This is a genomic window from Haloterrigena sp. KLK7 (assembly GCF_037914945.1).
Lineage (GTDB): Archaea > Halobacteriota > Halobacteria > Halobacteriales > Natrialbaceae > Haloterrigena > Haloterrigena salinisoli.
Genome location: NZ_CP149787.1, coordinates 747,024 through 770,837, shown reverse-complemented (window position 1 = coordinate 770,837; position 23,814 = coordinate 747,024). Strand labels below are relative to the sequence as shown.

Sequence of the window (23,814 nt, the reverse complement as noted above, 5' to 3'; positions counted from 1 at the left end):
TCTGCTCTCGCGGTGACGAGGAATTGCCACACCCTCCCCAGCCGATTCGCTCACTCGCTCTGCTCGTTCGCTCATCCCTCGCGCGGATTTACCGACGCACCTTCGCAACGCTCAGGTGCGACGCCAGCGCGCGCCACCGACGGATAGCCTGGTCGGCGAGGTAGCGGGACTGCACGTCGTCTTTCGGGATCAGACTGAGCTACTGAGGCTCGGTCTCCACTGCGCGTCGCTGTCCGATCGATTCGCCGGCGCTCGAGCGAAGTCGACGAGCGCTGAAAAGACCGCTGGGATCGCGTGTGGGTTACCTGTCCGTCAGCAGCCGCTGGAGGATGTCCCCGTAGGCGGGCCGGGTGATGAGCACGCCCACGAGCACGCCGAGGATGGTGATGATGGCGAACCCGCGGAGGTCGCCGAGGCTCAGGACGGCCAGCGGCGACATGGCGATGACCGTCGTCGCCGCGGCGGCGCCGATGACCCAGAACGCCTTGCGGAAGCGGGACTCGAACACCCGCCTCGAGCTGACGTCGCCCTGGTCCATCACCTCGTCGGCGATGATGACGAGGTCGTCCACCCCGGTGCCGACCACCGCGATGAACCCGGCGACGTGGGAGAGATCCAGCGGCATGCGTATCAGCGCCGCGAAGCCGAGCAGGATGATCACCTCCGACATCGCGGTGACGATCATCGGCGCGGCGACGCGTGGGTTCCGATATCGCAGGAAGACCACGCCGCTGACGGTGATCACCGCCAGTGCGCCGATCACCAGCGAATAGAGTTTGAACTGATCGGCCAGCGCCGGCGACAGCGAGTAGGTCTGGTCCTCGCTGAAGTCGAGCGGCGCGGGCAACGAACCGGACTGGAGGTTCACCGAGAGCGACTGGGCCTGCTCGGTGTTCTGTGCGCCCATCTGGAACGTGGGATTGTTCTCCCAGGAGCCGGCGCTCATCGAGCTCGCGAGATCAGGTCCCATGGAGTGGGCGTCGACGGGCTCGCCGTCGATGACGGTCACGAGACAGTACTGATCTCGATTGTACTCCTCTTGGAAGGAGATGGTCTCACCGTTACCACGGAGATCACACTGGCCGATGCCCTCATCGGTGAAGCCGAGCTCGTTCAACCGCGACTGGAACTCCGGTGCGGCGTTGCTGTCGACCTGGACGGGAACGACGCTGCTCCCGGTTCTCTGGTCGATCTCCGGCGGATCGACGTTCGCGATATCGTTTCCGGTCAGGACCGTCTCGTTGGTGTGGTTACCGTCGTCGGTCGGGTAGTAGGCCCGCACCTCGACGATCCCTCGCTCGGCGAGCAGGTTTCGGAGTTCCTCGGCGCCCATGTCTGGTGCCTCGGTGACGATGTAGTAGCCGCCGCCGAGTCTGGCCGACTCGTAGACGTTGCCGCCGGAGAGCCCGGCCGCGTTGATCCGCGACTGGATCGTATCGACCATCTGCTGGCGGGTCTCCGCCGTCACGCCGTCGCGGATGTCCTCGTCGGGATCGACCTCGACGCCGGCCTCGGCGAGCGCGGCGGCGAACTCCGCCTCGCTCACGTTCTCGGTGAACAGTTCCGCGTGGGCGTTCCCGTCGTCGTCGACGCTGACGCGGACGTTCCCGGTCTCGAGGCCGGTTTCGTCGTACAGCGTCCGCTCGATTTCGGTGAGTCGCTCCCGATCGACGCTGCCGTTCTCCCTGACGGCGCCGGCGTCGATGTTCTCGGCGGTCATCCCGGTGACCGGAGCGCTGATTCGCGTCCCGCCCTCGAGGTCGAGCCCGTACTCGAGGTTCGTGGCCCCGCTGTCCTGGGTCTCGACGTAGCTGTTGTCCCCCATGACGCCGCCGGGGACGAACAGGGAGACCATCGCGCCGGTGATGAAGACGGCAAGCAGCAGCAGCCGCCAGTGGGCTTTGACGAACGCGACCGGCCCAGTCATGAGCGGATCCCCTCGAACTTGTACCAGCGAAGCAGACTCAGGTTGAGCATGTAGGTGTTCATCAGGTCGGCCGCGAGACCGACGAAGAGGACGATCCCGATCGACGAGAGCAGTTCGACGCCGAACAGCCCCGCGGTGACGCCCATGACGAGCATCGCCGCCATCGACGTCACCGTCATGGTGATCCCGGTCCGCATCGCGCGGTGGGTGCTCTCGTAGAAGTCACCCTGCCGACGCAGGACGTGGTTGTTCAGCAGGATGTCGGAGTCGACCGAGTAGCCGATCAACATCAGTAGGGCCGCGACTGTTCCCAGCGACAGGGAGATGTCGGCGATCGTCATGAACGCCAGCGGAATCACCAGGTCCGAAAACGCCGAGAGGACGATGGCGATCGACGGCACGAACGTCCGGAACAGCAGGAAGGTGATGACGCTCATCCCGACGAAGGCGACGGCGATCCCCAGCAGCGCCGTCTGCTGGGTCTGTTGACCGAAGCTCCCCGAAACCGTCGACTGGAGCTGGACGACGTCGTTGTCGCCGTCCTGCTCTAAGTTCTCCTCGGCCTGCTGGCTCAGCGACTCGAGGTCGGTCGAGGTGAACTGGACGACGTACTGGTTCTGGGAGTTGGGCGCCGAGACCGATTGAATCGACTCGGGTTCCTCGTCGAAGGCGTTCGCGATCTCCTCCTGCGAGGAGGTCGTCTGGATAGTCAGTTCGGAGCCGCCGGCGAAGTCCATCCCCAGCGGTACCGGCGTTCCCGTCATGAGGAACGTGCCGGTGAGAACGAGCAATGCAACCGCGAGTACCGCGAGCGGCACCGCCGCGAGTTGGCGGTTGCTGTACCGGGTGTAGGGAAGTTCCGGTACGTCGAAATACCCCATATACTCGACCACTGGATGGCCCCTGAGGTAAGCCTTCTCAATTTCTGCAGCATGTTTCAATCAGACCGGCAGTGAGAAATACCGTAGGCTGAAGCCGCTCGAGGCCGTCCGCTCGAGTATCGTGACCGAATCCAATCGGCAGTCCGGACGATCAGGCGCGCGGTCAGATCGGTCGGACGAGGTGACCGCCGAACGCGTCGTAGTCTCGTATTCGGCCGCCCTCTCGGAGACGGCCCGGCGGCAACTCGAGACGCAGTCGTTCCGGTCGTACCTCCACAAGACCCACGACGAGGCCCGTGTGGGCGACGTCTGGGAAGAGTTCGTCGGCGTGGGCTGTGGGTCCACGCGCGACGTGTCGCTGCGGGTCGAACGCGTCGACGGCGGCGCCGAAATCGTCGACGAGACCGAACTCGGCTACGTGACTCGCGAGGACGGACGACTCGAGGACGAGTGACGCCCGGCGCGGGGCCGGCCAGTTCAGTCGGGAAGATACCGCACGCTCAACACGCCGTCGTCGGCCGACCGACGGACCTCGACGCGGACCGCCTCGAGTCGGGCCGCCCGCGCGATGGTCTCCGCGTCGTCGAGAACGTCCTGCGCCGCCGACTCCACCTCGTCCTCGGGAACGCGGAAGACGTGTATCTCGCCGGTTCCGGCCCGCTCCTCCTGAATCAGGTCACCGACGTCGGCGTCGGCGGCCAGCTCCGTCGCGTGCTGGGTCGGCGCGAGGTCGCTGTCGACTAGCTCGATCGATCGTCGGTCGGCGACGTCGATCACTTCCCAGGTGACCTCCAGCGGCGGCTCGGGAGCGACGGTCGCCTCGAGGACGTCGTGGACCTCGAGACCGGGGTTCGAGCCGAGCGTGTGGACCTGTGCGGTCTCGACGTCGCGGACGACGGCCGACTCGTTCTCGGCGTGGGTGACGACGAACGTGCTCGTCTGTTCGGTCATGAACGGTCGTAGGCGGTGGTCGGGTTTCGGGGTTTCGGCTTTCGATCGAGACGGCGACGGGCGCCGCTCGCCGACTGCATCACTCGCGACGGAGACGTTCACTCAGTTACTCAAAACTCAGATTCGCGTGAAAATGACGGGGTGTCAACCGTATCTGAACCAAATAGCCCTCCGCATGGGAGAGATACGAGACCTGTTGTTCGATGCGCTGTCGGACGGGCAACAGCGACGAATACTGTTTGCCCTGCTCGAGCGGGAGGGGGTCGATATCGATTCGCCGCCGGACGGCATCGAGGAGCGGTACAGCGCGGCGGTCGAGCGACGGCACGTTCACCTCCCCAAACTGGAGGAGTACGGCTTTATCGAGTGGGATCGGCGAACGGACACCGTCGTGCGGGGGCCTCGGTTCGCGGAGATCGAACCGATGTTGCGAGTGGTCGCCGACAACCGGGAACTCCTGCCGGCCATACGGGGATAGCGGACCGGTGCCGACCGAAAAGACATTAGAGATAGTATATGTCCTCCTTCACTCATCGAAGCGGTGCCGACGAACCGATCGACGTCCTGCTCGTCGAAGACGACCCGCGCGACGTCGACCTGCTTCGGGAAGCGTTCGCGATCGCGGAGCGGAATCGCGAGACCAGACTGCACGCTGTAACCAGCGGTAGCGACGCGCTGTCGTTCCTCTGTCGATCGGTCGAGTCCGAGTCGGACTCACCGCCGAACTTCGCTCTTCTGGATCTGAACGTGCCGACCCACGACGGGGTCGCGATCCTCGAGGCGCTCGCCGACGACCCGAAACTGCGGCGGCTTCCGGTCGTCGCCCTCACCGAAGCGGATCGGACGGACGATATCGTGCGCTGCTACGAGGCCCGAGCCAACGCGTCTCTACCGAAGCCGACCGACCTGAGCGGGTACGTCTCGCTCGTCGAAGGGATCGAACGCTTCTGGCTCGAGCAGGCGCGCCTCCCCCCGGTTTCAGCGTGATTTGAGGCCGTCGCTCGCCCGAACCACGCGGCCGGTGCGATCGAACACCCGACTGGCCGGGTCCGATCCGATTATCGGCTCGGCCGCCCCGTGAGCGGGTATCGGGAATGGAGTTCTATTGAGACGTAGCTACTGGACTCACGGATAGTCGTTCCTCAGAGAATCGACAGGCCCCATCGTGGTTGGGCCTAATGGGACCTGCCACTACCCTCTACTGAACCGATCCCCAAGTAGCTTGTGTGATAATCTGAGTGAACGGGAAAATTCCACGTTTCGTCGGTTTCACGGTTTGTCGGAGTCAAACGCTGTTTTCGAGAACACGAATTCTTTTCCATGCGCGCGCCGTATATCCGGTGTTCGGTTATCCGAATTCGTGGTTGGGCCATGACACAGGACGAAACAACGGTAGAGGCGATTAGTCTGTTACAGGACCTCGGTCTGCAGGAGTACGAAGCACGCTGTTTTATAGCGTTGAATAAACTCCCCAACGGGACCGCAAAGGAGATCCACGAGATCTCCGAGGTGCCGCGAACGCGGGTGTACGACGCCATTCGCGTCCTCGAGTCGCAGGGCCTGGTCGAAGTCCAGCACTCGAGCCCCCAGCGGTACCGCGCCGTCGGGATCAGCGAGGCGACGCGGATTCTGCGCGAGAAGTACAACGATCGGATCGACACGCTCGAGACGTATCTCGAGGAGGCGGACGTCGAGGAGCCCGAGGACGACGATCACGTCCAGGAGATCTGGTCGCTGAGCGGCCACGAGGCGATCGAGTCGCGGACGCTCGAACTGATCGGGAACGCGGAGTCGGAGATCGCGCTGCTCGTCGTCGACGACGACGTTCTCTCCGAGGCGCTGTTCGACGGCGTCCAGCAGGCGATCGGGCGCGACCTCACCGTCGTTCTCGGCGGCCAGACCACGGAGACGACGGCGACGCTGGAGGCGCGGCTCCCCGAGACGCGCGTGTTCGAAACCGATATGGACTGGCTCACCGGAAGCGAACTGGACGCCGAGGTCGCGATCAGCCGGATCCTGCTCGTCGACCGGGAGACGCTGCTGATCGGTACCTACTATCCCGACGCCGACAGTGGCAAAGCGAAAGAGCAGGCCGTGTTCGCCAAGGGACTCCAGAACGGGGTCGTCGTGCTCCTGCGCAGACTCGTAACGGCCGGCCTCTCCGCGATGGAAGACCCGGGAGCGTGACGCCCGCGTCGACGGTCGCTCGCTGACGGAACGCCTTTACCGCAGGCGGTCGCCTTCTCGCGTATGCACGTCGACATTGGTAACGCGCTCGCGTCCGTCGCGTCGCCGGGCGCCTCGAGGGACGCCCTCGAGCGCCTGGACGAACAGGTCGCGGACGCTCACGAGCGCATCGCGGAGGGCATGGAAAACGGAGAGCACGGCTACGAGGCCCTCAACCTCCCGGAGCGAACCGACCCCGAGGAGATCCGAGCGGCCGTCGAACCGGTCGCCGACGCCGAGGCCCTGATCACGGTCGGCATCGGCGGCAGCGCGCTGGGCGCGGCGACGATCACGGACGCGCTCGCCGACGAGAGCGACACCGAGGCCGTCTACCTCGACAACGTCGATCCCGAGTGGGTGTCGAACCACCTCGAGGGACTGCCCCTCGAGGAGACGGCGATCAACGTGGTCTCGCGGTCGGGAACGACGGCGGAGACGCTGGCGAACTTCCTCGTCGTCCGCGACGCCTTCGAGGCCGCGGGCGTCGACTGGACCGAGCGCACGATCGTCACGACGGGCGAGTCCGGCCCGCTCCGGAACCTCGCGAACCGCCACGACCTGCCGTCGCTGAAGGTCCCCGACGGCGTTCCGGGTCGCTTCTCGGCGCTGTCGGCGGTCGGCATGGTCGCGGCGGCCGTCTGCGGCCACGACCTCGAGGCGCTCCTCGAGGGCGCCGCCGCCGAGCGCGAGACCCTGACCGGCTCGCTGTTCGAGTGCCCGGCCTACGCCTACGGGGCGACGGCCTACGCGCTCGATCAGCGCGGTGCTGGAATCAACGCCATGGTCCCCTACGCGGAGTCGCTGGAGACCTTCGCCGAGTGGTTCGCCCAGCTGTGGGCCGAAAGTTTGGGGAAGGACGACCTGGGCCAGACGCCGGTGCGAGCCCTCGGCGTGACCGACCAGCACTCCCAGTTACAGCTCTATCGGGCGGGTCCGCGGGACAAGCTCGTCACCTTCGTCTCGCCGGGCGAGACCGACGACCGACCGATCCCCGACACCGACGTCGAGGAGCTGGCGTACCTCGGCGACGCGACGCTCGGCGAACTGCTCGAGGCGGAGTTCGAGGCGACCGAGGCCAGCCTCGCGGCGGCCGACCGGCCGAACGTCCGGATCGAACTCGAGGGCGTCGACGAGTACGAACTCGGCGGGCTCCTGTACGGAATGGAGGCTGCCTGCGTCCTCGCGGGCGAACTCTACGGCGTCAACACGTTCGAACAGCCGGCCGTCGAGTGGGCCAAGAAGGCCACCCGCGGCCTGCTCGGCGGCGGGGACTTCGAGGAGGCCGACGCCGTCGCCGAGAAGACCGAACTTCGAATCGAACGGTAGCGCGTCGGGCCGCCGGAGACTCGCGACGACTCGCTCCCCGCAGTGGCGATCCGAGCCGCCCAGCACCGACTCGCGACGCCTCGAGTCCCACACCGAACGGGACCGAAGCCGGCGGCCGACGGTTTCGTTGCGGTGCGCCTATGGGCACGCGCTCGAAGGATCACGTATGAGCGATCTCACCCGTTCCGCCGACGGTGACGGCGACGCCGGCTCGGCCGCGTCCGCCGTCGTCCCGACCGTCGGTACCGTCCTCTCGGCCGTCGTTCTCGTCGCGCTCTTGCTTCCGGTCCGCCGCGGCGTCGACGCTCCCGCTGTCTGGCTCGCGGCGGTCGGCGCCCTCGTCGCCACGGGCGCCTTCGTCGGTCGTCGGCACGGACTGCTCGAGCGCCGCGTCAGCGGTCCGGCCGCGGCGGGCGGGAGCCTCCTCGTCGTCGCCCTCGCGGGGTACGCGATCACCCAGGGCGTGCTGGGATCGATCGTCGTTCCGGGCCTCGAGGGGTCGATCTCGCTGCTGTTCGTCGCGCTGATCGCTGCGATCGGGACGGTCGGCGTCGGGATCGCCGATCGCGGCGGCATCTCGGGCCGCGGACTGTACCGCCGACTCGTACTGACGGTCGAAGTGAGCGTACTCGCCGTCGTCGGACTGTTCAGCATCTCGATCGCCGCGCTGTTCCTCTCGCTGCCGGTGAGCGCCCTCGTCGGCGAACCCACGGCGCTCCAGCAGTCACTGATCGAGTACCCCGCCTACGCGCTCGGCCTCGGCGGGGTCGCGGCGGGCTATCTGGCCTACCGCGGTCGCGACCGGTCGTTCGTCGACCTCGAGCGACCGACGCTCCGGACGGTCGGCTGGATCGTGCTCGGGCTGGTCCTGATATTCGCCGCGAACATCGCGATTTCGCAGCTCATGACGGCGCTCGGAATCGATCCCTCGGATCACAGCACCACCCAGCGGCTGGCCGAGAATCCCGAACTGGCGATGGTCGCCGTCCCGTCGATGCTCCTGTTCGTCGGCCCGTTCGAGGAGCTGTTCTACCGGAACGTGATCCAGAAGTCCCTCTACGAGCGGTTCTCGCGCGCCGGCGCCGTCCTCGTGGGAAGCCTCGTCTTCATGCTCGTCCACGTGACCGCGTACGCGACCGCGGGACCGGGAGCGATGCTCGCGAGCCTCTCGCTGGTGTTCGCGCTCGGACTGGTCCTCGGAGCGATCTACGAGCGGACGGACAATCTGCTGGTGCCGGCGCTGGTCCACGGCTGTTACAACGCGCTGATCTTCGTCGAGTATCTCGTGTGAGAAACTCGTCGATCGTCGTCGATAATTACGAAGTTATGACGGGTTCTTGCGGGCCAGTTCCGAGCCGCAGATCGGACAGCGGTCCTTCTGTTCGTCGAACTCGCGACCGCAGCCCTGACACTGATACTGCCAGCGGCGCTGTTCGTCGATGCCCTCGCGGGCGATCACCTCCACGTCGACGTTGAGCTTCTCCGCGACGTTTTGCATCGCGTAGTCGTCGGTCACGAGCGTCCCGTCGAGTTCGAAACTCGCCGCGACGAGGCGAACGTCGGTGTCGGAGAGGACGTCGAGGTCGCCGGACTCGCGGGCCGCGCGCTGGACCTTCTCGGTGGTGTCGTCGTTGGGGATGTGGATGTGCATCCCCGAGCCCTCCATCGCGTCGTAGCGATAGGCGCTCTCGTCTTCGAGTTCCTCGCGGACGAGCGGGATGGTTGCAGTCTGTTCTGTCGTGTGAAAGTCGTGGATAAACGCCGAGGAGTCGAGAACGTACATACCGTTAGCGCTGGACGACGATGTAGTCTTTGACCGCCTGGACGCGGTTGACGGGGACGAGGAAGCGGCCGGCGTCGTCGACGTCGAAGTCGACCGTTCGCTGGGACACTTCGTCGTCGGGATCGATAACGAGATCGTGGAGCTTGCCGGATTTGAGGTCCATCGTGATGTTATAGAGCAGTCCGAGCTCGGTGCCGTCGGAACCCATGACGGACTTCCCCGAGAGATTTTCAGCGAGTATATCGCTCATGCGTACCCGTACTTACTAATCGGTATTAAAGTCCACGGGGTCGGTAGCGAGCCGCCGTTTCCGCCATCGTCGCGCCGCTCGAGCGAGACCGCCGAACGGCGATTCGACTCGAGCCGGGCCCGTTCGAAGCGACCCGGTTCCGGTTCGATAGCCGCTCGAGGGACGTCCGATCGGCGCCGGTTCGGACGGACTCAGTTTCGCGTCGAGCGACCAGTCAGACCGGCGAGAACAGCGCGGATGACGATGGGTTTAACTACCGCTCTACCGACCTCTTAGATAAGACCTTCTCGGGTGGTTCACCATGTCGAATACGGATACGCACGACCCAACATCTCTCAGAACTCCGATCGTCGCCGTCCTCGGACACGTCGATCACGGCAAGACCAGTCTCCTCGACAAAATACGCGGTTCCGCAGTGATCGAGGGTGAAGCAGGCGCGATTACCCAGCACATCGGCGCGACGGCCGTTCCGCTGGATATCATCTCCACGATCGCGGGCGACCTCGTCGACCCCGACGACTTCGACCTGCCCGGCCTGCTGTTCATCGACACGCCGGGCCACCACTCCTTTACGACGCTGCGCTCCCGGGGCGGCGCGCTGGCCGACATCGCCATCCTCGTCGTCGACGTCAACGACGGCTTCCAGCCCCAGACCCTCGAGGCCCTCGACATCCTCAAGCGCTCCCAGACGCCGTTTATCGTCGCGGCGAACAAGATCGACACCGTCCCCGGCTGGGACCCGAACGAGGACACGCCGATCAACGACACCTACGAGGACCAGTCCGACCGCGTCCGCCAGCGACTCGACGAGAAACTCTACGAGATCATCGGCAATCTGAGCGACGAGGGCTTCTCCGCCGACCTCTACTGGCGCGTCCAGAACTTCCAGCGCAACGTCGGTGTCGTCCCCGTCTCGGCGATGACCGGCGAGGGCGTCCCTGACCTGCTGACCGTGATGATGGGGCTCTCCCAGCGGTACATGAAAGAGGAGATGGAGATCGACGTCTCCGGCCCCGGCGTCGGCACCGTCCTCGAGGTCAAAGAGGAGAAAGGGTTCGGGAAGACGGTCGACATCGTCCTCTACGACGGGACGATCAAGGAAGACGACACGATCGTCGTCGGCGGCCAGAACGATCCGATCGTCACCGAGGTCCGCGCGCTGCTCCAGCCCCGGCCGCTCGCGGAGATCCGAACCGAGAGCCGCTTCGAGAACGTCGACGAGGTCGGCGCCGCGGCCGGGATCAAGGTCGCCGCGCCCGAACTCGGTGACGCGATGGCCGGCGCGCCGGTCCGTGTCGTCCGCGACCGGGATCTCGAGGACGTCATCGAGGAGGTCCAGGCCGAACTCGCCTCGATCGCGGTCGACACCGCCGAAGAGGGGGTCGTCGTCAAGGCCGACACGCTGGGGAGCCTCGAGGCGATGGCCGACGCCCTGGACGAGGCGGAGGTGCCGATCGTCCGCGCGGAGGTCGGCGACGTCGCGCCGCGGGACATCTCGGTCGCGTCGACGGCCGAGGACCCGAAACAGCAGGTCATCCTCGGGTTCAACGTCGACGTCCTCTCCGACGCCGAGCACCGCGCCGAGACCGACGACGTGACGATCTTCACCGACGAGGTCATCTACCAGCTCGTCGAGGAGTACGACGAGTACGTCGAGGGGATCGAGCAGGCCCAGCAGGACACCATCCTCGAGAACATCTCGCGGCCCGCGCGGTTCCGCATCCTGCCGGATCACACGTTCCGCCAGAACGACCCCGCGGTCGTCGGCGTCGAGGTCAACTCCGGGACCGTCCAGAACAACGCCAACGTCGTGAAGTTCGAGGGCAACGAGCCCGAACGCGTCGGCCAGATCAAGGGCATTCAGGAACAGGGCGAGGATGTCGACGAGGCCCGGGCCGGCAACCGCGTCTCGGTCGCCATCGACGGACCGACCGTCGGCCGCCAGATCGAGGAGGACGACGAGCTCTGGATCCAGATCCCCGAGAAACACGCCAAGATCCTAGAGCAGGAACTGGCCGACGAGATCCCCGCCGACGAACTCGAGGCGCTGAACATGTACCTCGACAAGCAGCGCAACCGGGACCCGTTCTGGGGCAAGTAGGGACGGCGCGGAGTCGGCCGACCCCGGCGGAACCGACGTCCGACGGGCCGCTACCCTTATTGTGACGTCTTCCTTATGACTCTCATGAACCGTATCGTCTGGATACTCGCCACGTCGTACGTCGCGCTCGGGACCGCGCTCTTCTACGGGCTCGCGATCGACTCGGCGGCGGTCTCTCTCGGCGCTGCCGCGTTACTCGCGCTGCTGGGCGTTCCCCAGTGGCTGCTCCTCTCGAGAACCGGTAGTCGAGTGCGGACGCCGGGACGGACGCCGCGGAATCGCACCTGAGGACGGAACTCACTCCGCGCGCTCGAGTCGCATCCGTGCCCCGCCCTCGAGACCGGTCAGCGGCTTCGTCTCGGTAACGCGCGCGACGACCGTCACGGGCGCGGCGGCCCGCGGTTCCCCGTCGACGCTGGCCGGCGTCTCGCCCCAGAACAGACACAGTTTCTCGCCCGTCGGCCAGTACGCGACCGCGCCCTCAGGGACGACTTCGCGGGCGTTTTCTGGCGGGACGTCGAGCGAGACGCCGAAATACAACTCGTCGCCCCAGCGGACGGCGTCGCCGGCGACCGGCAGGGCCGCCTCGAGCGCTGCTCTCGTCTCGGGGGCGTCGTCGGTCCAGTCGGCCGCGAGCGTTCGATCGCCGACGGTAACGGTGAGATCGGTCATGCGAGGGTCCACGGACGGACGTCCCTTCAATCCGCGAGGTCCGTCCGCCGCGTCGCGTCCGCTCGCCCGCGAGCGCGTTGGATTGCCTCGAGCACCGACTCGGGGTCGTCGATCGTCGCGCGGTCACAGCGGAGGTCGAGCCACCGGCGCTCGAGGACGAGTGCGTCGTCGGTCAGCCGGACGTCCGCGATGTCGTCCCACGGGACGAACGCGTTCGAGGCGGATCGCTCGAGGACGAGCCCCGCCTCGTGAGCGCGGATGGTCGGCGGGTTCCACTGCTCGGCGGGATCGAACGCGCTCCATTCGTCGCCCAGATCGAACCGATCCATGCCGTAGAGCAAGACGCCGTAGGCGGCCATGAACAGGCCGTAGACTGACCCCGACCACGCCATGGCGAGGCCACCGCCGATCGTGATCATCATACAGACGGCGAACACGGTCTCGCCGGAGGCGAAGCCGGTCCGCTGCCACGTCCAGGTCGTAACGGGTTCGTCGGCGGTGATCGCGTCGATGTACCGGTTGCGGGCCATCCGATCGACCCCGAACGCCGCGACGCCGGTCACGACCGTCACCGCGAGCGTCACGACGACGAACCGACCGGACGCTTCGAGCGGTGCGACGAGCGGAACGGCCAGCGCCGCCGCGAACGCTATCGGCGGCGCGTAACACGCCAGCCGGCGCCGTCGGCTCCGACCGATCCGTTCGGGCAGGCCGTGGGCCCGTCTCGCGAGGATGTGGCCGACGATCGCCACCGCCGTCACCGTCGTCGGCAGGATCCCGAGCAGCGTTTCGGTAGCGGTGCCGGCCGTGAGCCCCGCGATCGCCGCGACGCCGGCCGCGACGAGACCGAGGTAGAACCCGAACCCGGCCTGAAAGCCGATGTCCGGCTCGTCGAACTCGAGGGCCGTTCGTCGTTCGTGAGACGCCACCATACGTTGGTGTACTACGAACGCCGGGTATAAAATAAATGCGGACGTGACGAATAGCTAACGCATCGGTCCGGAGACCGACGGGCTCGAGTCGCACTATCGCGGACGCGACGAGAGTTCGCCATCGGTGCGATCGCTGTCGGCGAGTATCCGCCGTTTCGACCGGCGATCCCTCCGCGGCACCTATGAAACGGTTGAACCTCCCACTAAAAGCATTAACTGGGTGTTGCTGGTGGCACCCACTATGCTCGTGCATCTCCGCCAGTACAAACACGAGGAGGTCCAGTTCGACGATAACAGGACGACGGGCGAGTCCCAGACCGAGGACGCGGTCAACCCGGACGCGGAGGACTACTTCGGCAAAGACATGGACGAGTTCGACGTCGAGACGTGGGATACGATCGAGTACGAGGGCGACCCGATCGAGCGCCGCTCCGTCACGATCGAGGGGGTCACCGCCGTCTCCGTCCCGCAGGAACCGACCGACGAGGACGATCCGGACCTGCCGGGGCAGACGCTCCAGTTGCGCATGGGCGGCGGCATCGAGTTCATCGATCAGGCCGAGATCGTCGAAGTACAAGACATGGAAGTACGAGAGGAGGAAGCCGAGGGGAAAGTATCCAAGGAGGACGATCCCCAGGGGAAGGCGCCCATGGACGACGAACCGTAGGCCCCGATTCGCTAGACGTCGCCTCGAGTACGGGACGGGTCATCGGCCCCGTTCGGCGACCGTGGGCCGGGGAGCCAGCGGTCGAGCGGTCGGTCCCGTACTCGAGGGATGACAACGCCTGTCGGAGGCGGTGCGGTCCCGAAATCGTTTTCAACCGGTCGCGCGCACACTCGGTATGCCGACGGAATCGGACACTCATTATGACCCCTCGCTGGGGAACAAGTTCATCTTCGTCACCGGCGGCGTCATGTCGGGACTCGGCAAGGGGATTACGGCCGCGAGCACCGGCCGACTCCTCAAGAACGCCGGGTTCGACGTCACCGCGGTGAAGATCGACCCGTACCTGAACGTCGACGCGGGGACGATGAATCCCTACCAACACGGGGAGGTGTACGTCCTCGAGGACGGCGGCGAGGTCGACCTCGATCTGGGGAACTACGAGCGGTTCCTCGATATCGACATGACCTCGGATCACAACATCACTACGGGGAAGACCTACCAGCACGTCATCGAGCAGGAACGCGCCGGCGACTACCTGGGCAAGACGGTCCAGATCATCCCCCACATCACCGACGACATCAAGCGTCGCATTCGGGAGGCCGCCGAAGGCACTGACGTCTGTATCATCGAAGTCGGTGGCACCGTCGGTGATATCGAGGGGATGCCCTACCTCGAGGCCTTGCGCCAGTTCGCCCACGAGGAACCCGAGGAGAACGTCCTCTTCACCCACGTCACGCTCGTTCCCTATTCGAAGAACGGCGAGCAGAAGACCAAGCCGACCCAGCACTCGGTCAAGGAGGTCCGCTCGATCGGCCTCCAGCCCGACATCATCGTCGGCCGCTGCGAGGACCGCCTCGACCCCGAGACCAAGGAGAAGATCGCGCTGTTCTGTGACATTCCCACGGAAGCGGTGTTCTCGAACCCCGACGTCGAGGACGTCTACCACGTCCCGCTGATGGTCGAAGAAGAGGGGCTCGACCAGTACGTCCTCGAACACTTCGGGCTGGCCGACGAGGCCCTGCCCGAGGGAGAGCGGGCGAACGACTGGCGGGAGATCGTCACCACCGAGAAGAGCGGCACGGTCGACATCGCGCTGGTCGGCAAGTACGACCTCGAGGACGCGTACATGTCGATCCACGAGTCGCTGAAGCACGCCGGCTTCGAGGTCGGCGTCGACGTCGAGCGCCACTGGGTGCCGGCCGACGAACTGGCCGACGGCCACGAGGGCCAACTCGAGGGAATGGACGGGATCATCGTCCCCGGTGGCTTCGGGATGCGGGGCTCCGAGGGCAAGATCGAGGCCGTCCGCTACGCCCGCGAGAACGACGTTCCGTTCCTCGGGCTCTGTCTCGGCTTCCAGATGGCCGTCGTCGAGTACGCCCGGAACGTGCTGGGCCTCGAGGGCGCCCACTCCGCCGAGATGGTCGAGGACACGCCCCACCCGGTCATCGACATCCTGCCCGAACAGTACGAGGTCGAGGACATGGGCGGGACGATGCGACTCGGCGAGCATACGACCGTCATCGAACCCGAGACGCTCGCCTACGACCTGTACGGCGACACCTCCTGTAGCGAGCGCCACCGCCACCGCTACGAGGTCAACCCCGAGTACTTCGACGCCTTCGAGGACGAACCGCTCGTCTTCTCCGGCACAGCGGGCAACCGGATGGAGATCCTCGAACTCGAGGACCACCCCTACTTCCTCGGGACGCAGTTCCACCCCGAGTACACGTCCCGTCCCGGCCAGCCCAGTCCGCCGTTCCTCGGGCTGGTCGAGGCCGTCCTCGAGGGGCCCGATGCGGACGGCGCGGAGTCCGCAGACGCAGACGAAGACGCTGACACCGACGCGGAAACGGAGGTAACCCACTGATGGTAGACACCGAGACGTTCGTTCCAGAGGCAGTTGCAGAGATCGGCGACGAAATCGGCGACGAGAACGCGGTCATCGCGCTCTCCGGCGGGGTCGACTCGTCGGTCGCCGCGGCGCTGGCCTACGAGGCGATCGGCGACCGACTGACGCCCGTCTACGTCGACACCGGCCTGATGCGCAAGGGCGAGACCGACCAGATCCGCGAGACCTTCGACTACATGGAGTCGCTGCGGATCGTCGACGCCAAGGATCGGTTCCTCGACGCCCTGGAGGGCGTGACCGACCCCGAGGAGAAGCGCGAGATCATCGGCGAGCAGTTCATCCGCGAGTTCGAGCGCGAGGCGAAAGACGCCGACGCGGACTACCTCGTCCAGGGGACGATCTACCCCGACCGCATCGAGAGCGAGGGCGGGATCAAGTCCCATCACAACGTCGGCGGTCTGCCGGAGGTCGTCGACTTCGAAGGGATCGTCGAACCCGTCCGCGACCTCTACAAGGACGAGGTCCGCGAGGTCGCGCGCCACCTCGGTCTGGACGAGATCGTCGCCGAGCGGATGCCGTTCCCCGGCCCCGGCCTGGCGGTGCGAGTGATCGGCGAGGTCACCGAGGAGAAACTCGAGGTCGCCCGCCACGCCTGCCACGTCGTCGAGGAGGAACTCGAGGAGTACGAGCCGTGGCAAGCGCTCGCGGCCGTGATCGGCAAGGCGACGGGCGTGAAAGGCGACAACCGCGTTCACGGCTGGGTCGTCTCCGTTCGCTCGGTCGAGTCCCGCGACGGGATGACCGCCCGCGCACAGGAGATCGACTGGGACACCCTCCAGCGCATTCAGTCGCGAATCACCGGCCAGAACGACAACGTCGCCCGCGTCGTCTACGACGTGACTCACAAACCCCCGGCAACGATCGAGTACGAATGAGCATGGACGTAATCGTCGCCGGCCCCGACGAGGACGACATCACTGCCGCCCTCGAGGAGGAGGGGGCCACCGTCGCCCGCCTCAACGGCGTCATCTCGCGGCCCGCCCTCGAGGAAGCCGGGATCGTCGACGCCGACCTCTACGTCCTGACCGACATCGGGCAGGCGACGACGATCCCGATCGTCTGTGACCTCTCCGAGGACGTTCGGACGGTCGTCTACGCCCGCGACACGGTGCCGGAGTTCGTCAAGGGCCAGCTCGACCTCGCCGTCGACCCGCAGTTGATGGACGCCGCGATCGTCGCCGACGAACTGACCGGCTAACTGCCGGCGGCGATCGACCCGTTCCCGTAGTTCTGCTCGGACCGTCGCCGTTCACGCCGGCTTCGGACCAGTACGCGAACCGATCAGTCTCGGATAACTGCTCGTTGACTCGAGGAGCCACGTGATAAACGCTCTCGAGGGCGATATCGACCGCGTAAACTGGGATTGAAACCGCCGGAATCCGGGATAACCGTCGAATACCATCGCCCCCGTTGAAGTGGCTTCCGCGGCTATCGATAGATGGAGGTCGACGGGCAGACCCCACCGAGGCATCCACCGCCTGTTCCCGTGACTTCCAATCCACCCACAGCACCCTTCCCCCACCACTGCCACACCGTACCGATTCCCGGTACCGACGCAGGCCTTGCACCCGCCTGCGTCTCCACCTGCGGTTGGCACTCGAGGCGCCGGCGTTTTCCGGCCCTCGAGATGGTTCTCGATGCGCTTCGCACTCGCAGTGACGACCGCGGACGTCGCTGATTCCTCCAATCGGACTACGACGGCTGCAGCCGCTGCAGGACCGGAATCTCCTCGAGACGCTCGCCGTCGAGCAGTTCCCAGTCGATCCCCGTCGGCTGGGCGCGGCTCTCTGGGCGGAGCGTCCGCTCGGGCGTGACGACGAGGTCCATCGAGACGTCGTGGTCGCCGATCGCGACGGCGTCGTCGACGAGCTGTCGTTCGTGGACCGTCGTCGCGACCGTCGTCGAGTCGTCGACGAGGTCCAGCCCCCGGAGGATCGCGTACTCGAGGTCGCTGTACCCCTCTCCTTTGCCGACTCGACCGCCGTCACCGGTCACGGCGACGCTCCCCGAGACGATCAGATCGATCTCGTCGACCGCGTCGGGACCGACCCGCTCGCCGTGTTTCGACGAGCCCGAAACCGTCGTCGCCGCGTCGTAGTCCTCGAGGACGTCGGGGTCGAGTTTCAGGAAACACTCCTCGTCGGCGAGTCGCGGGACGGCCATGTAGACGGTCTTCCCCTCGCGCAGTGCGCGCCGCCGGACGGGCAGCTGTGGCGCGTCGGGATTGGCCTTGATCGTCGTCGCGTCCGCCCACTCGGGCTGCTCTGCGAGGCGGCCGGCGGCGTCGTCCGCCCCGGCGAAGTTCGGGATGCGGCCGTGGGGCGGGAAGGGGAACCGCGCCTCGCCGCTCTCCTCGAGGTCGTCCCAGACGCGCTCGCGGATCGTCTCCTTGTCGACGCCGTCGGTGGTCTCGGTGGTATCGGAACCGCCCATCTCACTCGCCTCCGTCGTCGGGTTCGGATGCGGGTTCCTCGGTGGGCTCGCTCTCGTCCGCGTCCGTCGTCTCGGTCTCGCGTTCGTCCTCGGTCGCCTCGCCGTCCTCGAGCGCGGCTTCGTCGACGGCCCACCTGTCCTGTGCGATGTCCTCGCGAGCGAGGCTGACGAGGTTGTGGATCTCCGGCAGGATGATCTCGTCGAGGGCGAGTCGCACCGCGTCCTCGTTCCCGGGCAGGCAGAACACCGGCGTTCCCTCGGTGACGCCGGCAATTGTCCGCGCCGCGATGACGCGAGTGCCGACCGCCTCGTAGGCCAGCGAGGTGAACAGGTCCTCGAACGCGGCCAGCCGCTTCCCGAGCAGCGGTTCGACGGCCTCGACGGTGACGTCGCCGGGTTCGACGCTGGTCGACCCGCCGGTGACGATGACGTCGATGTCGTCGCGGTCGAGCATCCGCGAGATGATCGACTGGACGCGGTCGTGCTCGCTCCCGATGTGCTCCCGCGTGACTATCTCGTGGTCGGCCTTCTTCAGCCCCGTGACGATCGCCTCGCCGGCCGGGTCGGACTCGAGCGACCGGTCCGTCGCGATCGTCACGACGCTGACGCCGAGCGTGCGGCCGTCGATCTCGTCTCTCTCGTCGGATCGCTGCTCGTCCGCGTCGCGATTTTCCCCCGGCGGCGCTTCCGGGGCCTCCTCGGTCCCTTCGGTCTCCCGGTCCTCGCTCGAGTCCGTCTCGGTCATGTCCCGTCGTTCGAGCGCCGGCGGGTAAAACGCTGTCCACCCGCCCTCACGCGCGGACCGCTACGCGTCGTCGGTCTCGAGGCCGTCGATCAGCGCCTCGAGCGTCTCGATGTGGTCCTCGAAGAGCTCCTCGCCGCGCTCGGTGAGCCGGTAGCTGGTCCGCGGCTTGCGGTCGACGAACTCCTTGTCGACGGCGACGCAGTCGGCGTCCTCCATCCGCTCGATGTGTGTGGCGAGGTTCCCCTCGGTGATTTCCAGTTCCTCGGTCAGTTCCGTAAAGCTCGTCTCGCCGGTGGCGTAGAGGTGGGCGAAGATGCGAAGGCGGGTCGGCTGGTGGACGAGTTTGTCGAGTTCCATGTTAGCGCCGGGCGAGGACGGCGTACTCCCAGCCCTCGGCGGCGGGGACGTGGGGGATGACGGCCGCGAGGACGAGGATCCACGCGCCGCCGGCGTAGAACGCGTAGCGGTCGATCGCGCGGATGTCGTACGCGCCGAGCAACTGGCCCATATAGATGTAGCCGCTGCCGACGATCGCCCCCGCGGAGACCAGCGCGAGCCGGATCGCGTTCCGGTCGCCGAGCGCATCGAAGACCGGGAGGAGACCCACGATCACGGCGCCGATGCCGGCGAGGGCGGCGAGCAGCCAGAGCCGCGTATCGTGCAGTCCCCTCGTCGGCGGTTCGTAGGCCGCCTTGATTCGCCGTTTGACGAGCGTCTCGAGACCGAGCAGGCCGGCGACGGCGGCGAGGATCCACAGGCGGGGACCGCCGCGGAACCAGAACTGAATGAGCGTGAAACAGAGCCCGGCACCGACCCCTTCGACGAGCCAGAACCGCCACCAGTAGGGGTGGTCCTCGGCGAGTCCGATCGCTCCCTTGATCTCGGCCAGTTCCGCCTCGAGAGCGGCCGGATCGACGTCTCTCCTTTCGTCGGTCATCGTGGTCACCTCCCGCGAGCGTTAGTTCGCATCAGCGTTCGTGTAGTAGTTAAAGAGGTCGGTGTAGGTCGGCTCGACGACCTCGAGCGCGTCCGGTTCGATGCCGGCCGCGGCGGCCGTCTCGGTGACGAGCGCCGCCCCGTCGCGGTCGTCCACGTCGCCGCGGGCCGGCAGGAATCCGCGGACGTTGCCGGCGACGGCGTAGGGCTCGCCCGCGATCGCGTCGGTCAGCTCGCCGGTGTGCGCGGTGCCCGTCTCGACGATCGCCGGCAGCGACGCCAGCAGCTCGTCGGGCGTGCCGGTCGCGGCGATACCGCCGTCGGCGAGGAAGGCGATCCGATCGGCGACGTCGGCGTCCATCGGCCGGTGGCTGGCGACGACGAGCGTCTTCCCCGCGGCCCGCTTCTCGCGGAACAGCTCGTGGACCGTCTGGATCGTCGTGAGGTCCAGCGCGGCGGTCGGCTCGTCGAGGAGGTAGATCGGGACGTCGATGCTCGCCGCGATCGAGAGCTCGAGCTTGCGTTTCATTCCGCCGGAGTAGTCCTCGACGGGCTTTGCGAGGGCGTCGTCGATTTCGAACCGCTCGACGTAGTCGCGCCACGCGTCGGTGAAGTCGGGGTGGAGCCGGTCGTAGAACGCGACGTTCTCCCGGCCGGTGAGCTTCTCGTGGCAGAGCGCGTCCTGCAGGAGGAAACTCGTCGTGTCCGTGCGGGCCGTCGCCGGCTCGCCGAGGACCGAGACCGAACCGTTCGAGGGGCGGTCGCTGCCGGCCAGACAGGAGAGCAGCACCGACTTCCCGACGCCGTTCGGCCCCATCAGTACCAGCAGCTCGCCGTCCTCGACCGTGAGATCGACGTTCTCGAGGACGCCCTCCTCGTCGAAGGACTTCCGGACGCCGGTCGCGGTGACGACGGCGTCGCTCACGGCCACCACCCCCGGTCGTAGCCGTACCGGTTCAACAGGGCCGTCCCGACGGCGAGCGCGAGGATCGCGTAGCCGGCCAGCAGGGCGACGAACTCGAGGCCGGTCGGCATCGCCGGCGGCGCGGCGCCGAGTTCGGCCCAGTTTTCGGCGGGGACGAGATGGTAGACGAGCAGCCGCGTCGGAAGGGTGTTCGGGAGGTAGTTCAGCACCTCGCCCTCGATCGGGGAGAGCTCGGCCAGTGCGCCGTTGAAGCCGGTGAGGACGAAGGCGCCGACCGCGACCATCGACGTCAGCCACTCGGCGACGCGCTCGTTGTCGGCGGCCAGCACGATCGGGATCGCGACGACCATCCAGAAGACGCAGGTCAGCAGCCCCGCGACGGCGACGATCGGGATCGACTCGGGCCCGCGCAGCCCGTACTCGGCGCCGGTCGCCGCCCCCGCGAGGATCGTCGCCGCGAACGCGGCGACCGCGAGGACGAGTCCGGCGGCCATCCGTCCGGCGAGATCGGCCGCGGGCGACAGCGGCATCGACCGGTAGGCCGCGTACCGACGGTCCTCGAGGTCGCCCGCGAGCTGGTCGCCGAAGAGGTAGAGACAGACGAACAGCGCGCCCATGACGCCGATGCCGATCGATGTGATCGCGTCGGCCGTCGCCGGCCCCTCCGTTCCCTGTGCGACGAAAAACAGGTACATGATCGCCGGAAACGCGATCACCCAGCCCAGCATCAGCCAGCTGTTGCGGACCTCCTGTATGCTCCGTCCGGTGAACGCGCTCGCCTGTGCGAGCCAGCGCCGGACGTCTCGCCCCCGTCGGCTCCCCTCGAGGTCGTCGGTCGGGTCGCGACCGCCGTGTGTCTCCGTTGACATTATTCTTATTACTGCTGACACGTTCTCAGCACATAATAGTTTCCGTCACAAAGTTACTTTGTGTCACAAAGTCCGAGCGTCGACCGCCGACGGCGTGCTGGTAGCCCAACTGTTATGGACGGAGTTTCCGTCATACGCGAGTATGCAGGCAGTCAAGATCACCGAGCACGGCGACACCGACGTCATCGAGTACGGGGAGTATCCGGACCCGGAGGTCGACCGCGACGAGGTGCTGGTCGACGTGAAGGCGGCGGCGCTGAACCACCTCGACATCTGGACGCGACGGGGAATGCCGGGGATCGACCTCGAGATGCCCCACGTTCCGGGCAGCGACGCCGCCGGCGTCGTCGAGGAGGTCGGCGCCGACGTCACTCGCTTCGAGGAAGGCGACCGCGTCGCCGTCACGGCCGGAGTCGGCGACCTGCGGATGGACGATCCCACGCTGGATCCCCGGTTCCACATCATCGGCGAGCACGTCCAGGGCGTCCACTCCGAGTACGCCGCGGTCCCCGAAGATAACCTGATCCCCGTCCCCGAGGACGTCGACTGGGCGGTCGCCGGCTCGAGCTGTCTGGTGTTCCAGACCGCGTGGCGGATGCTGATCGACCGCGCCGACCTCGAGGCCGGCGAAAAGGTCCTCGTGCTGGGCGCCAGCGGCGGGGTCGGCCACGCCGCCCTCCAGATCGCCGACTACGCGGGCGCGGAGGTCTACGCGACCGGCAGTACGGAGGAGAAACTCGACTACGCCCGCGAGCACGGCGCCGACCACGTCTGCAACTACGAGGAGGAGGACTTCGCCGACTGGGTCTTAGCGGAGACGGACGGCCGCGGCGTCGACGTCGTCGTCGAACACGTCGGCGCGCCCACCTGGCAGGACTCGCTGAAGAGCCTCACCAAGGGCGGCCGGCTGGTCACCTGCGGCGGTACCGGTGGGGGGAACCCCGAGACCGACATCCCGCGGATCTTCTGGGAACAGCTCCAGATCATCGGCTCGACGATGGCCACGCCCGACCAGGTCGACGAGGTGATGGACCTCGTCTGGGACGGCACCTTCGAGCCCGCGATCCGCGAGGAGCTGCCGATGAGCGAGACGCCCCGCGCCCACGAGATCATCGAGAACCGGGAGGGATTCGGGAAGGTCGTCGTGAGGCCAGACAGCGAACTGTAGACGCGACTCCCGTTCGGTAGAGACTGAGAAAGACCGCTCCGGACCGGTGCGCTCTCGCGCGCTGTCGGCCGACCGAGCAGGTGAGGGGAGCCGACGACACTGCTCGAGCGAATCGGTCGAAGCGGGAGCCACGATCCCCGTTCCGCGATAGCAGCCCCACTCTCTCCGTCTCAATTTTTCGAGTTCCAGGCCGAACAAATTCGGTCGTCGCGAAATCCGTCCGGAACCGTGAGGGCTTTCACCATAGCCTCGGAAGCGCCGCGTATGACCTCGAGTGACGAGGGCGGCTACGTCCACGATCCGGCCGCGTTCGACGAGGACGGGACGCAGACCGAGTCGGCCGCTGACCCGCCTCATCCCGACGCGGTCGACCGGGAGTTCGACTGGCGCGGCTGGGTCGTCGTCGGCATGATCGTCGTCACGTTCATCGTCGCACCGGTGGCGATCACGTTCTGGCCGCCGGACGTCGGCTACCGCTTCGCACTGCTGAGCCTGCCGCTGTTCCCCGCAGTGCTCCTCGCCCTTACCGCCGTCTGGGGAACGACCCGTCCCTGACGCCGGCTTCGCATTCCGTCTCGAAAAATACGTACTCGACCGAAGTGCGCGTCGTCGCCGCTACCTCGAGCCGTCGATCGGGACGGACTACGCCGTCCCGGGGGACTCGAGGTGGCCCTCGAGTCGGTCGGCGACGTCCGATCCGTGGACGTAGTCCTGATCCGGAATCTCCTCGCGCCCGAGATAGTCGTCCATCACGTCGGCGAGTCGTCGCGTTTGAAGCCCGGTGAACACTTCCGTGCCGTCACTGGCTTCGATCGCTTCGAGCAGTTCGAGCGCCCACGCCGGCGGCGTCTCGTCCTCGTCGAGGGAATCGTCGATATACCCGACGAGGACGGCGTGAACGACCCATTGCTCGTCTCTGGAGAGCGTGACTTCGTGCGTCTCGGTTTCCGGTGGTTGTGAACTCATTACGTCACACGGACCTGTTTCGTCGGTCCTCAGCCAACGCTACGAACTGATATATTATAAGCCTTGTTACCGCATCACATATCTCCGTCTCGGGATGCGATTCGAGCCGACGCTCGGCGGCGACGGCCGACCGTCGAGTCGGCG

General features: G+C 66.6%; 28 protein-coding genes. 14 read left to right on the top strand and 14 right to left on the bottom strand.

Features of this window, described 5'->3' with window-relative positions:
* Window positions 1-301 precede the first annotated feature (301 nt).
* Window positions 302-1,927, bottom strand: a complete 1,626-nt coding sequence (locus tag WD430_RS03720) for a preprotein translocase subunit SecD (RefSeq protein ID WP_339104691.1) — start codon at window positions 1,925-1,927, stop codon at window positions 302-304.
* A complete protein-coding gene (secF, locus tag WD430_RS03715) occupies window positions 1,924-2,808 on the bottom strand; it encodes a protein translocase subunit SecF (RefSeq protein WP_339104690.1) in 885 nt (294 codons plus the stop codon). The genes WD430_RS03720 and secF overlap by 4 nt, the downstream gene beginning before the upstream one ends.
* A 181-nt stretch (window positions 2,809-2,989) precedes the next feature.
* Between secF and WD430_RS03710 the strand changes: the two genes are divergently transcribed.
* The gene (locus tag WD430_RS03710) at window positions 2,990-3,262 is read left to right on the top strand and encodes a hypothetical protein (protein WP_339104689.1); all 273 of its coding nucleotides are present in this window, start codon (window positions 2,990-2,992) and stop codon (window positions 3,260-3,262) included.
* 23 nt (window positions 3,263-3,285) lie between these two features.
* On the opposite strand, the gene WD430_RS03705 is transcribed toward WD430_RS03710, so the two are convergent.
* Window positions 3,286-3,759 carry a DUF5812 family protein gene (locus tag WD430_RS03705; protein WP_339104688.1) on the bottom strand — a complete coding sequence of 158 codons (474 nt, stop codon included), beginning with the start codon at window positions 3,757-3,759 and terminating at the stop codon, window positions 3,286-3,288.
* Window positions 3,760-3,934: 175 nt separating this feature from the next.
* Here WD430_RS03705 and WD430_RS03700 point away from each other — a divergent pair, with 175 nt between their 5' ends.
* From WD430_RS03700 to WD430_RS03680, 5 genes are all read left to right on the top strand, one after another.
* Window positions 3,935-4,237 carry a hypothetical protein gene (locus WD430_RS03700; RefSeq protein ID WP_339104687.1) on the top strand — a complete coding sequence of 101 codons (303 nt, stop codon included), beginning with the start codon at window positions 3,935-3,937 and terminating at the stop codon, window positions 4,235-4,237.
* 38 nt (window positions 4,238-4,275) lie between these two features.
* Window positions 4,276-4,746 carry a response regulator gene (locus tag WD430_RS03695; RefSeq protein ID WP_339104686.1) on the top strand — a complete coding sequence of 157 codons (471 nt, stop codon included), beginning with the start codon at window positions 4,276-4,278 and terminating at the stop codon, window positions 4,744-4,746.
* A gap of 384 nt (window positions 4,747-5,130) precedes the next feature.
* The gene (locus WD430_RS03690) at window positions 5,131-5,946 is read left to right on the top strand and encodes a helix-turn-helix domain-containing protein (RefSeq protein ID WP_339104685.1); all 816 of its coding nucleotides are present in this window, start codon (window positions 5,131-5,133) and stop codon (window positions 5,944-5,946) included.
* A gap of 63 nt (window positions 5,947-6,009) precedes the next feature.
* Entirely contained in the window at window positions 6,010-7,311 is a 1,302-nt protein-coding gene (locus tag WD430_RS03685) for a glucose-6-phosphate isomerase (protein ID WP_339104684.1), read from the top strand.
* Window positions 7,312-7,477: 166 nt separating this feature from the next.
* A complete protein-coding gene (locus WD430_RS03680) occupies window positions 7,478-8,602 on the top strand; it encodes a type II CAAX endopeptidase family protein (protein ID WP_339104683.1) in 1,125 nt (374 codons plus the stop codon).
* Between the two features lie 33 nt (window positions 8,603-8,635).
* On the opposite strand, the gene WD430_RS03675 is transcribed toward WD430_RS03680, so the two are convergent.
* Window positions 8,636-9,094, bottom strand: coding sequence for an NOB1 family endonuclease (locus tag WD430_RS03675; RefSeq protein ID WP_339104682.1), 459 nt, complete (start codon window positions 9,092-9,094; stop codon window positions 8,636-8,638).
* Window positions 9,095-9,098: 4 nt separating this feature from the next.
* Window positions 9,099-9,344 carry a PRC-barrel domain-containing protein gene (locus WD430_RS03670; RefSeq protein ID WP_339104681.1) on the bottom strand — a complete coding sequence of 82 codons (246 nt, stop codon included), beginning with the start codon at window positions 9,342-9,344 and terminating at the stop codon, window positions 9,099-9,101.
* 301 nt (window positions 9,345-9,645) lie between these two features.
* On the opposite strand from WD430_RS03670, the gene infB reads away from it, so the two are divergent.
* Window positions 9,646-11,445 carry a translation initiation factor IF-2 gene (gene infB / locus WD430_RS03665; protein WP_339104680.1) on the top strand — a complete coding sequence of 600 codons (1,800 nt, stop codon included), beginning with the start codon at window positions 9,646-9,648 and terminating at the stop codon, window positions 11,443-11,445.
* A gap of 84 nt (window positions 11,446-11,529) precedes the next feature.
* On the top strand, window positions 11,530-11,733 hold the full coding sequence (locus tag WD430_RS03660; RefSeq protein ID WP_339104679.1) for a hypothetical protein: 204 nt from the start codon (window positions 11,530-11,532) through the stop codon (window positions 11,731-11,733).
* A gap of 9 nt (window positions 11,734-11,742) precedes the next feature.
* Here the strand turns inward: WD430_RS03660 and WD430_RS03655 are convergent, their stop codons facing one another.
* Together WD430_RS03655 and WD430_RS03650 are read right to left on the bottom strand one after the other, a co-directional pair.
* Window positions 11,743-12,117: a cyclophilin-like family protein gene (locus WD430_RS03655; protein ID WP_339104678.1), complete on the bottom strand. Its 375-nt coding sequence runs from the start codon at window positions 12,115-12,117 to the stop codon at window positions 11,743-11,745.
* A 26-nt stretch (window positions 12,118-12,143) separates the two neighbouring features.
* Complete coding sequence (locus WD430_RS03650) at window positions 12,144-13,046, bottom strand: PH domain-containing protein (protein WP_407067144.1); 903 nt, start codon at window positions 13,044-13,046, stop codon at window positions 12,144-12,146.
* A gap of 244 nt (window positions 13,047-13,290) precedes the next feature.
* Between WD430_RS03650 and WD430_RS03645 the strand changes: the two genes are divergently transcribed.
* The 4 genes from WD430_RS03645 (at window position 13,291) to WD430_RS03630 (ending at window position 16,826) form a co-directional block, all read left to right on the top strand.
* On the top strand, window positions 13,291-13,716 hold the full coding sequence (locus tag WD430_RS03645) for a hypothetical protein (RefSeq protein ID WP_339104676.1): 426 nt from the start codon (window positions 13,291-13,293) through the stop codon (window positions 13,714-13,716).
* Window positions 13,717-13,891: 175 nt separating this feature from the next.
* On the top strand, window positions 13,892-15,586 hold the full coding sequence (gene pyrG / locus WD430_RS03640; protein WP_339104675.1) for a glutamine hydrolyzing CTP synthase: 1,695 nt from the start codon (window positions 13,892-13,894) through the stop codon (window positions 15,584-15,586).
* The gene (gene guaA, locus WD430_RS03635) at window positions 15,586-16,503 is read left to right on the top strand and encodes a glutamine-hydrolyzing GMP synthase (RefSeq protein ID WP_339104674.1); all 918 of its coding nucleotides are present in this window, start codon (window positions 15,586-15,588) and stop codon (window positions 16,501-16,503) included. Before pyrG ends, guaA begins: the two co-directional genes overlap by 1 nt.
* Complete coding sequence (locus WD430_RS03630; protein ID WP_339104673.1) at window positions 16,500-16,826, top strand: CTP synthetase; 327 nt, start codon at window positions 16,500-16,502, stop codon at window positions 16,824-16,826. The genes guaA and WD430_RS03630 overlap by 4 nt, the downstream gene beginning before the upstream one ends.
* A gap of 494 nt (window positions 16,827-17,320) precedes the next feature.
* On the opposite strand, the gene WD430_RS03625 is transcribed toward WD430_RS03630, so the two are convergent.
* Genes WD430_RS03625 through WD430_RS03600 form a run of 6 tightly spaced genes read right to left on the bottom strand, consistent with a single transcriptional unit; the run spans window position 17,321 to window position 21,536 of the window.
* Window positions 17,321-18,061, bottom strand: a complete 741-nt coding sequence (locus WD430_RS03625) for a 5-formyltetrahydrofolate cyclo-ligase (RefSeq protein ID WP_339104672.1) — start codon at window positions 18,059-18,061, stop codon at window positions 17,321-17,323.
* Window position 18,062: 1 nt separating this feature from the next.
* Window positions 18,063-18,806: a molybdopterin-binding protein gene (locus tag WD430_RS03620; RefSeq protein ID WP_339104671.1), complete on the bottom strand. Its 744-nt coding sequence runs from the start codon at window positions 18,804-18,806 to the stop codon at window positions 18,063-18,065.
* A 60-nt stretch (window positions 18,807-18,866) separates the two neighbouring features.
* Window positions 18,867-19,163, bottom strand: a complete 297-nt coding sequence (locus WD430_RS03615; protein ID WP_339104670.1) for a transcriptional regulator — start codon at window positions 19,161-19,163, stop codon at window positions 18,867-18,869.
* A 1-nt stretch (window position 19,164) separates the two neighbouring features.
* The gene (locus WD430_RS03610) at window positions 19,165-19,743 is read right to left on the bottom strand and encodes a hypothetical protein (RefSeq protein ID WP_339104669.1); all 579 of its coding nucleotides are present in this window, start codon (window positions 19,741-19,743) and stop codon (window positions 19,165-19,167) included.
* Window positions 19,744-19,764: 21 nt separating this feature from the next.
* A complete protein-coding gene (locus tag WD430_RS03605; protein ID WP_345786458.1) occupies window positions 19,765-20,673 on the bottom strand; it encodes an ABC transporter ATP-binding protein in 909 nt (302 codons plus the stop codon).
* Complete coding sequence (locus WD430_RS03600; protein WP_339104666.1) at window positions 20,664-21,536, bottom strand: ABC transporter permease; 873 nt, start codon at window positions 21,534-21,536, stop codon at window positions 20,664-20,666. The genes WD430_RS03605 and WD430_RS03600 overlap by 10 nt, the downstream gene beginning before the upstream one ends.
* A gap of 142 nt (window positions 21,537-21,678) precedes the next feature.
* Between WD430_RS03600 and WD430_RS03595 the strand changes: the two genes are divergently transcribed.
* Both WD430_RS03595 and WD430_RS03590 read left to right on the top strand, forming a co-directional pair.
* On the top strand, window positions 21,679-22,704 hold the full coding sequence (locus WD430_RS03595; protein WP_339104665.1) for a zinc-binding dehydrogenase: 1,026 nt from the start codon (window positions 21,679-21,681) through the stop codon (window positions 22,702-22,704).
* A gap of 264 nt (window positions 22,705-22,968) precedes the next feature.
* Complete coding sequence (locus WD430_RS03590; protein WP_339104664.1) at window positions 22,969-23,259, top strand: hypothetical protein; 291 nt, start codon at window positions 22,969-22,971, stop codon at window positions 23,257-23,259.
* Window positions 23,260-23,346: 87 nt separating this feature from the next.
* Here the strand turns inward: WD430_RS03590 and WD430_RS03585 are convergent, their stop codons facing one another.
* The gene (locus WD430_RS03585; RefSeq protein WP_339104663.1) at window positions 23,347-23,670 is read right to left on the bottom strand and encodes a hypothetical protein; all 324 of its coding nucleotides are present in this window, start codon (window positions 23,668-23,670) and stop codon (window positions 23,347-23,349) included.
* Window positions 23,671-23,814 lie beyond the last annotated feature (144 nt).

Coding starts and splice junctions, on each gene's coding strand:
- WD430_RS03720 (WP_339104691.1), bottom strand. CDS start 1,927: ATGACTGGGCCGGTCGCGTTCGTCAAAGCCCACTGGCGGCTGCTGCTG.
- secF (WP_339104690.1), bottom strand. CDS start 2,808: ATGGGGTATTTCGACGTACCGGAACTTCCCTACACCCGGTACAGCAAC.
- WD430_RS03705 (WP_339104688.1), bottom strand. CDS start 3,759: ATGACCGAACAGACGAGCACGTTCGTCGTCACCCACGCCGAGAACGAG.
- WD430_RS03700 (WP_339104687.1), top strand. CDS start 3,935: ATGGGAGAGATACGAGACCTGTTGTTCGATGCGCTGTCGGACGGGCAA.
- WD430_RS03695 (WP_339104686.1), top strand. CDS start 4,276: ATGTCCTCCTTCACTCATCGAAGCGGTGCCGACGAACCGATCGACGTC.
- WD430_RS03690 (WP_339104685.1), top strand. CDS start 5,131: ATGACACAGGACGAAACAACGGTAGAGGCGATTAGTCTGTTACAGGAC.
- WD430_RS03685 (WP_339104684.1), top strand. CDS start 6,010: ATGCACGTCGACATTGGTAACGCGCTCGCGTCCGTCGCGTCGCCGGGC.
- WD430_RS03680 (WP_339104683.1), top strand. CDS start 7,478: ATGAGCGATCTCACCCGTTCCGCCGACGGTGACGGCGACGCCGGCTCG.
- WD430_RS03675 (WP_339104682.1), bottom strand. CDS start 9,094: ATGTACGTTCTCGACTCCTCGGCGTTTATCCACGACTTTCACACGACA.
- WD430_RS03670 (WP_339104681.1), bottom strand. CDS start 9,344: ATGAGCGATATACTCGCTGAAAATCTCTCGGGGAAGTCCGTCATGGGT.
- infB (WP_339104680.1), top strand. CDS start 9,646: ATGTCGAATACGGATACGCACGACCCAACATCTCTCAGAACTCCGATC.
- WD430_RS03660 (WP_339104679.1), top strand. CDS start 11,530: ATGAACCGTATCGTCTGGATACTCGCCACGTCGTACGTCGCGCTCGGG.
- WD430_RS03655 (WP_339104678.1), bottom strand. CDS start 12,117: ATGACCGATCTCACCGTTACCGTCGGCGATCGAACGCTCGCGGCCGAC.
- WD430_RS03645 (WP_339104676.1), top strand. CDS start 13,291: ATGCTCGTGCATCTCCGCCAGTACAAACACGAGGAGGTCCAGTTCGAC.
- pyrG (WP_339104675.1), top strand. CDS start 13,892: ATGCCGACGGAATCGGACACTCATTATGACCCCTCGCTGGGGAACAAG.
- guaA (WP_339104674.1), top strand. CDS start 15,586: ATGGTAGACACCGAGACGTTCGTTCCAGAGGCAGTTGCAGAGATCGGC.
- WD430_RS03630 (WP_339104673.1), top strand. CDS start 16,500: ATGAGCATGGACGTAATCGTCGCCGGCCCCGACGAGGACGACATCACT.
- WD430_RS03625 (WP_339104672.1), bottom strand. CDS start 18,061: ATGGGCGGTTCCGATACCACCGAGACCACCGACGGCGTCGACAAGGAG.
- WD430_RS03620 (WP_339104671.1), bottom strand. CDS start 18,806: ATGACCGAGACGGACTCGAGCGAGGACCGGGAGACCGAAGGGACCGAG.
- WD430_RS03615 (WP_339104670.1), bottom strand. CDS start 19,163: ATGGAACTCGACAAACTCGTCCACCAGCCGACCCGCCTTCGCATCTTC.
- WD430_RS03610 (WP_339104669.1), bottom strand. CDS start 19,743: ATGACCGACGAAAGGAGAGACGTCGATCCGGCCGCTCTCGAGGCGGAA.
- WD430_RS03600 (WP_339104666.1), bottom strand. CDS start 21,536: ATGTCAACGGAGACACACGGCGGTCGCGACCCGACCGACGACCTCGAG.
- WD430_RS03595 (WP_339104665.1), top strand. CDS start 21,679: ATGCAGGCAGTCAAGATCACCGAGCACGGCGACACCGACGTCATCGAG.
- WD430_RS03590 (WP_339104664.1), top strand. CDS start 22,969: ATGACCTCGAGTGACGAGGGCGGCTACGTCCACGATCCGGCCGCGTTC.
- WD430_RS03585 (WP_339104663.1), bottom strand. CDS start 23,670: ATGAGTTCACAACCACCGGAAACCGAGACGCACGAAGTCACGCTCTCC.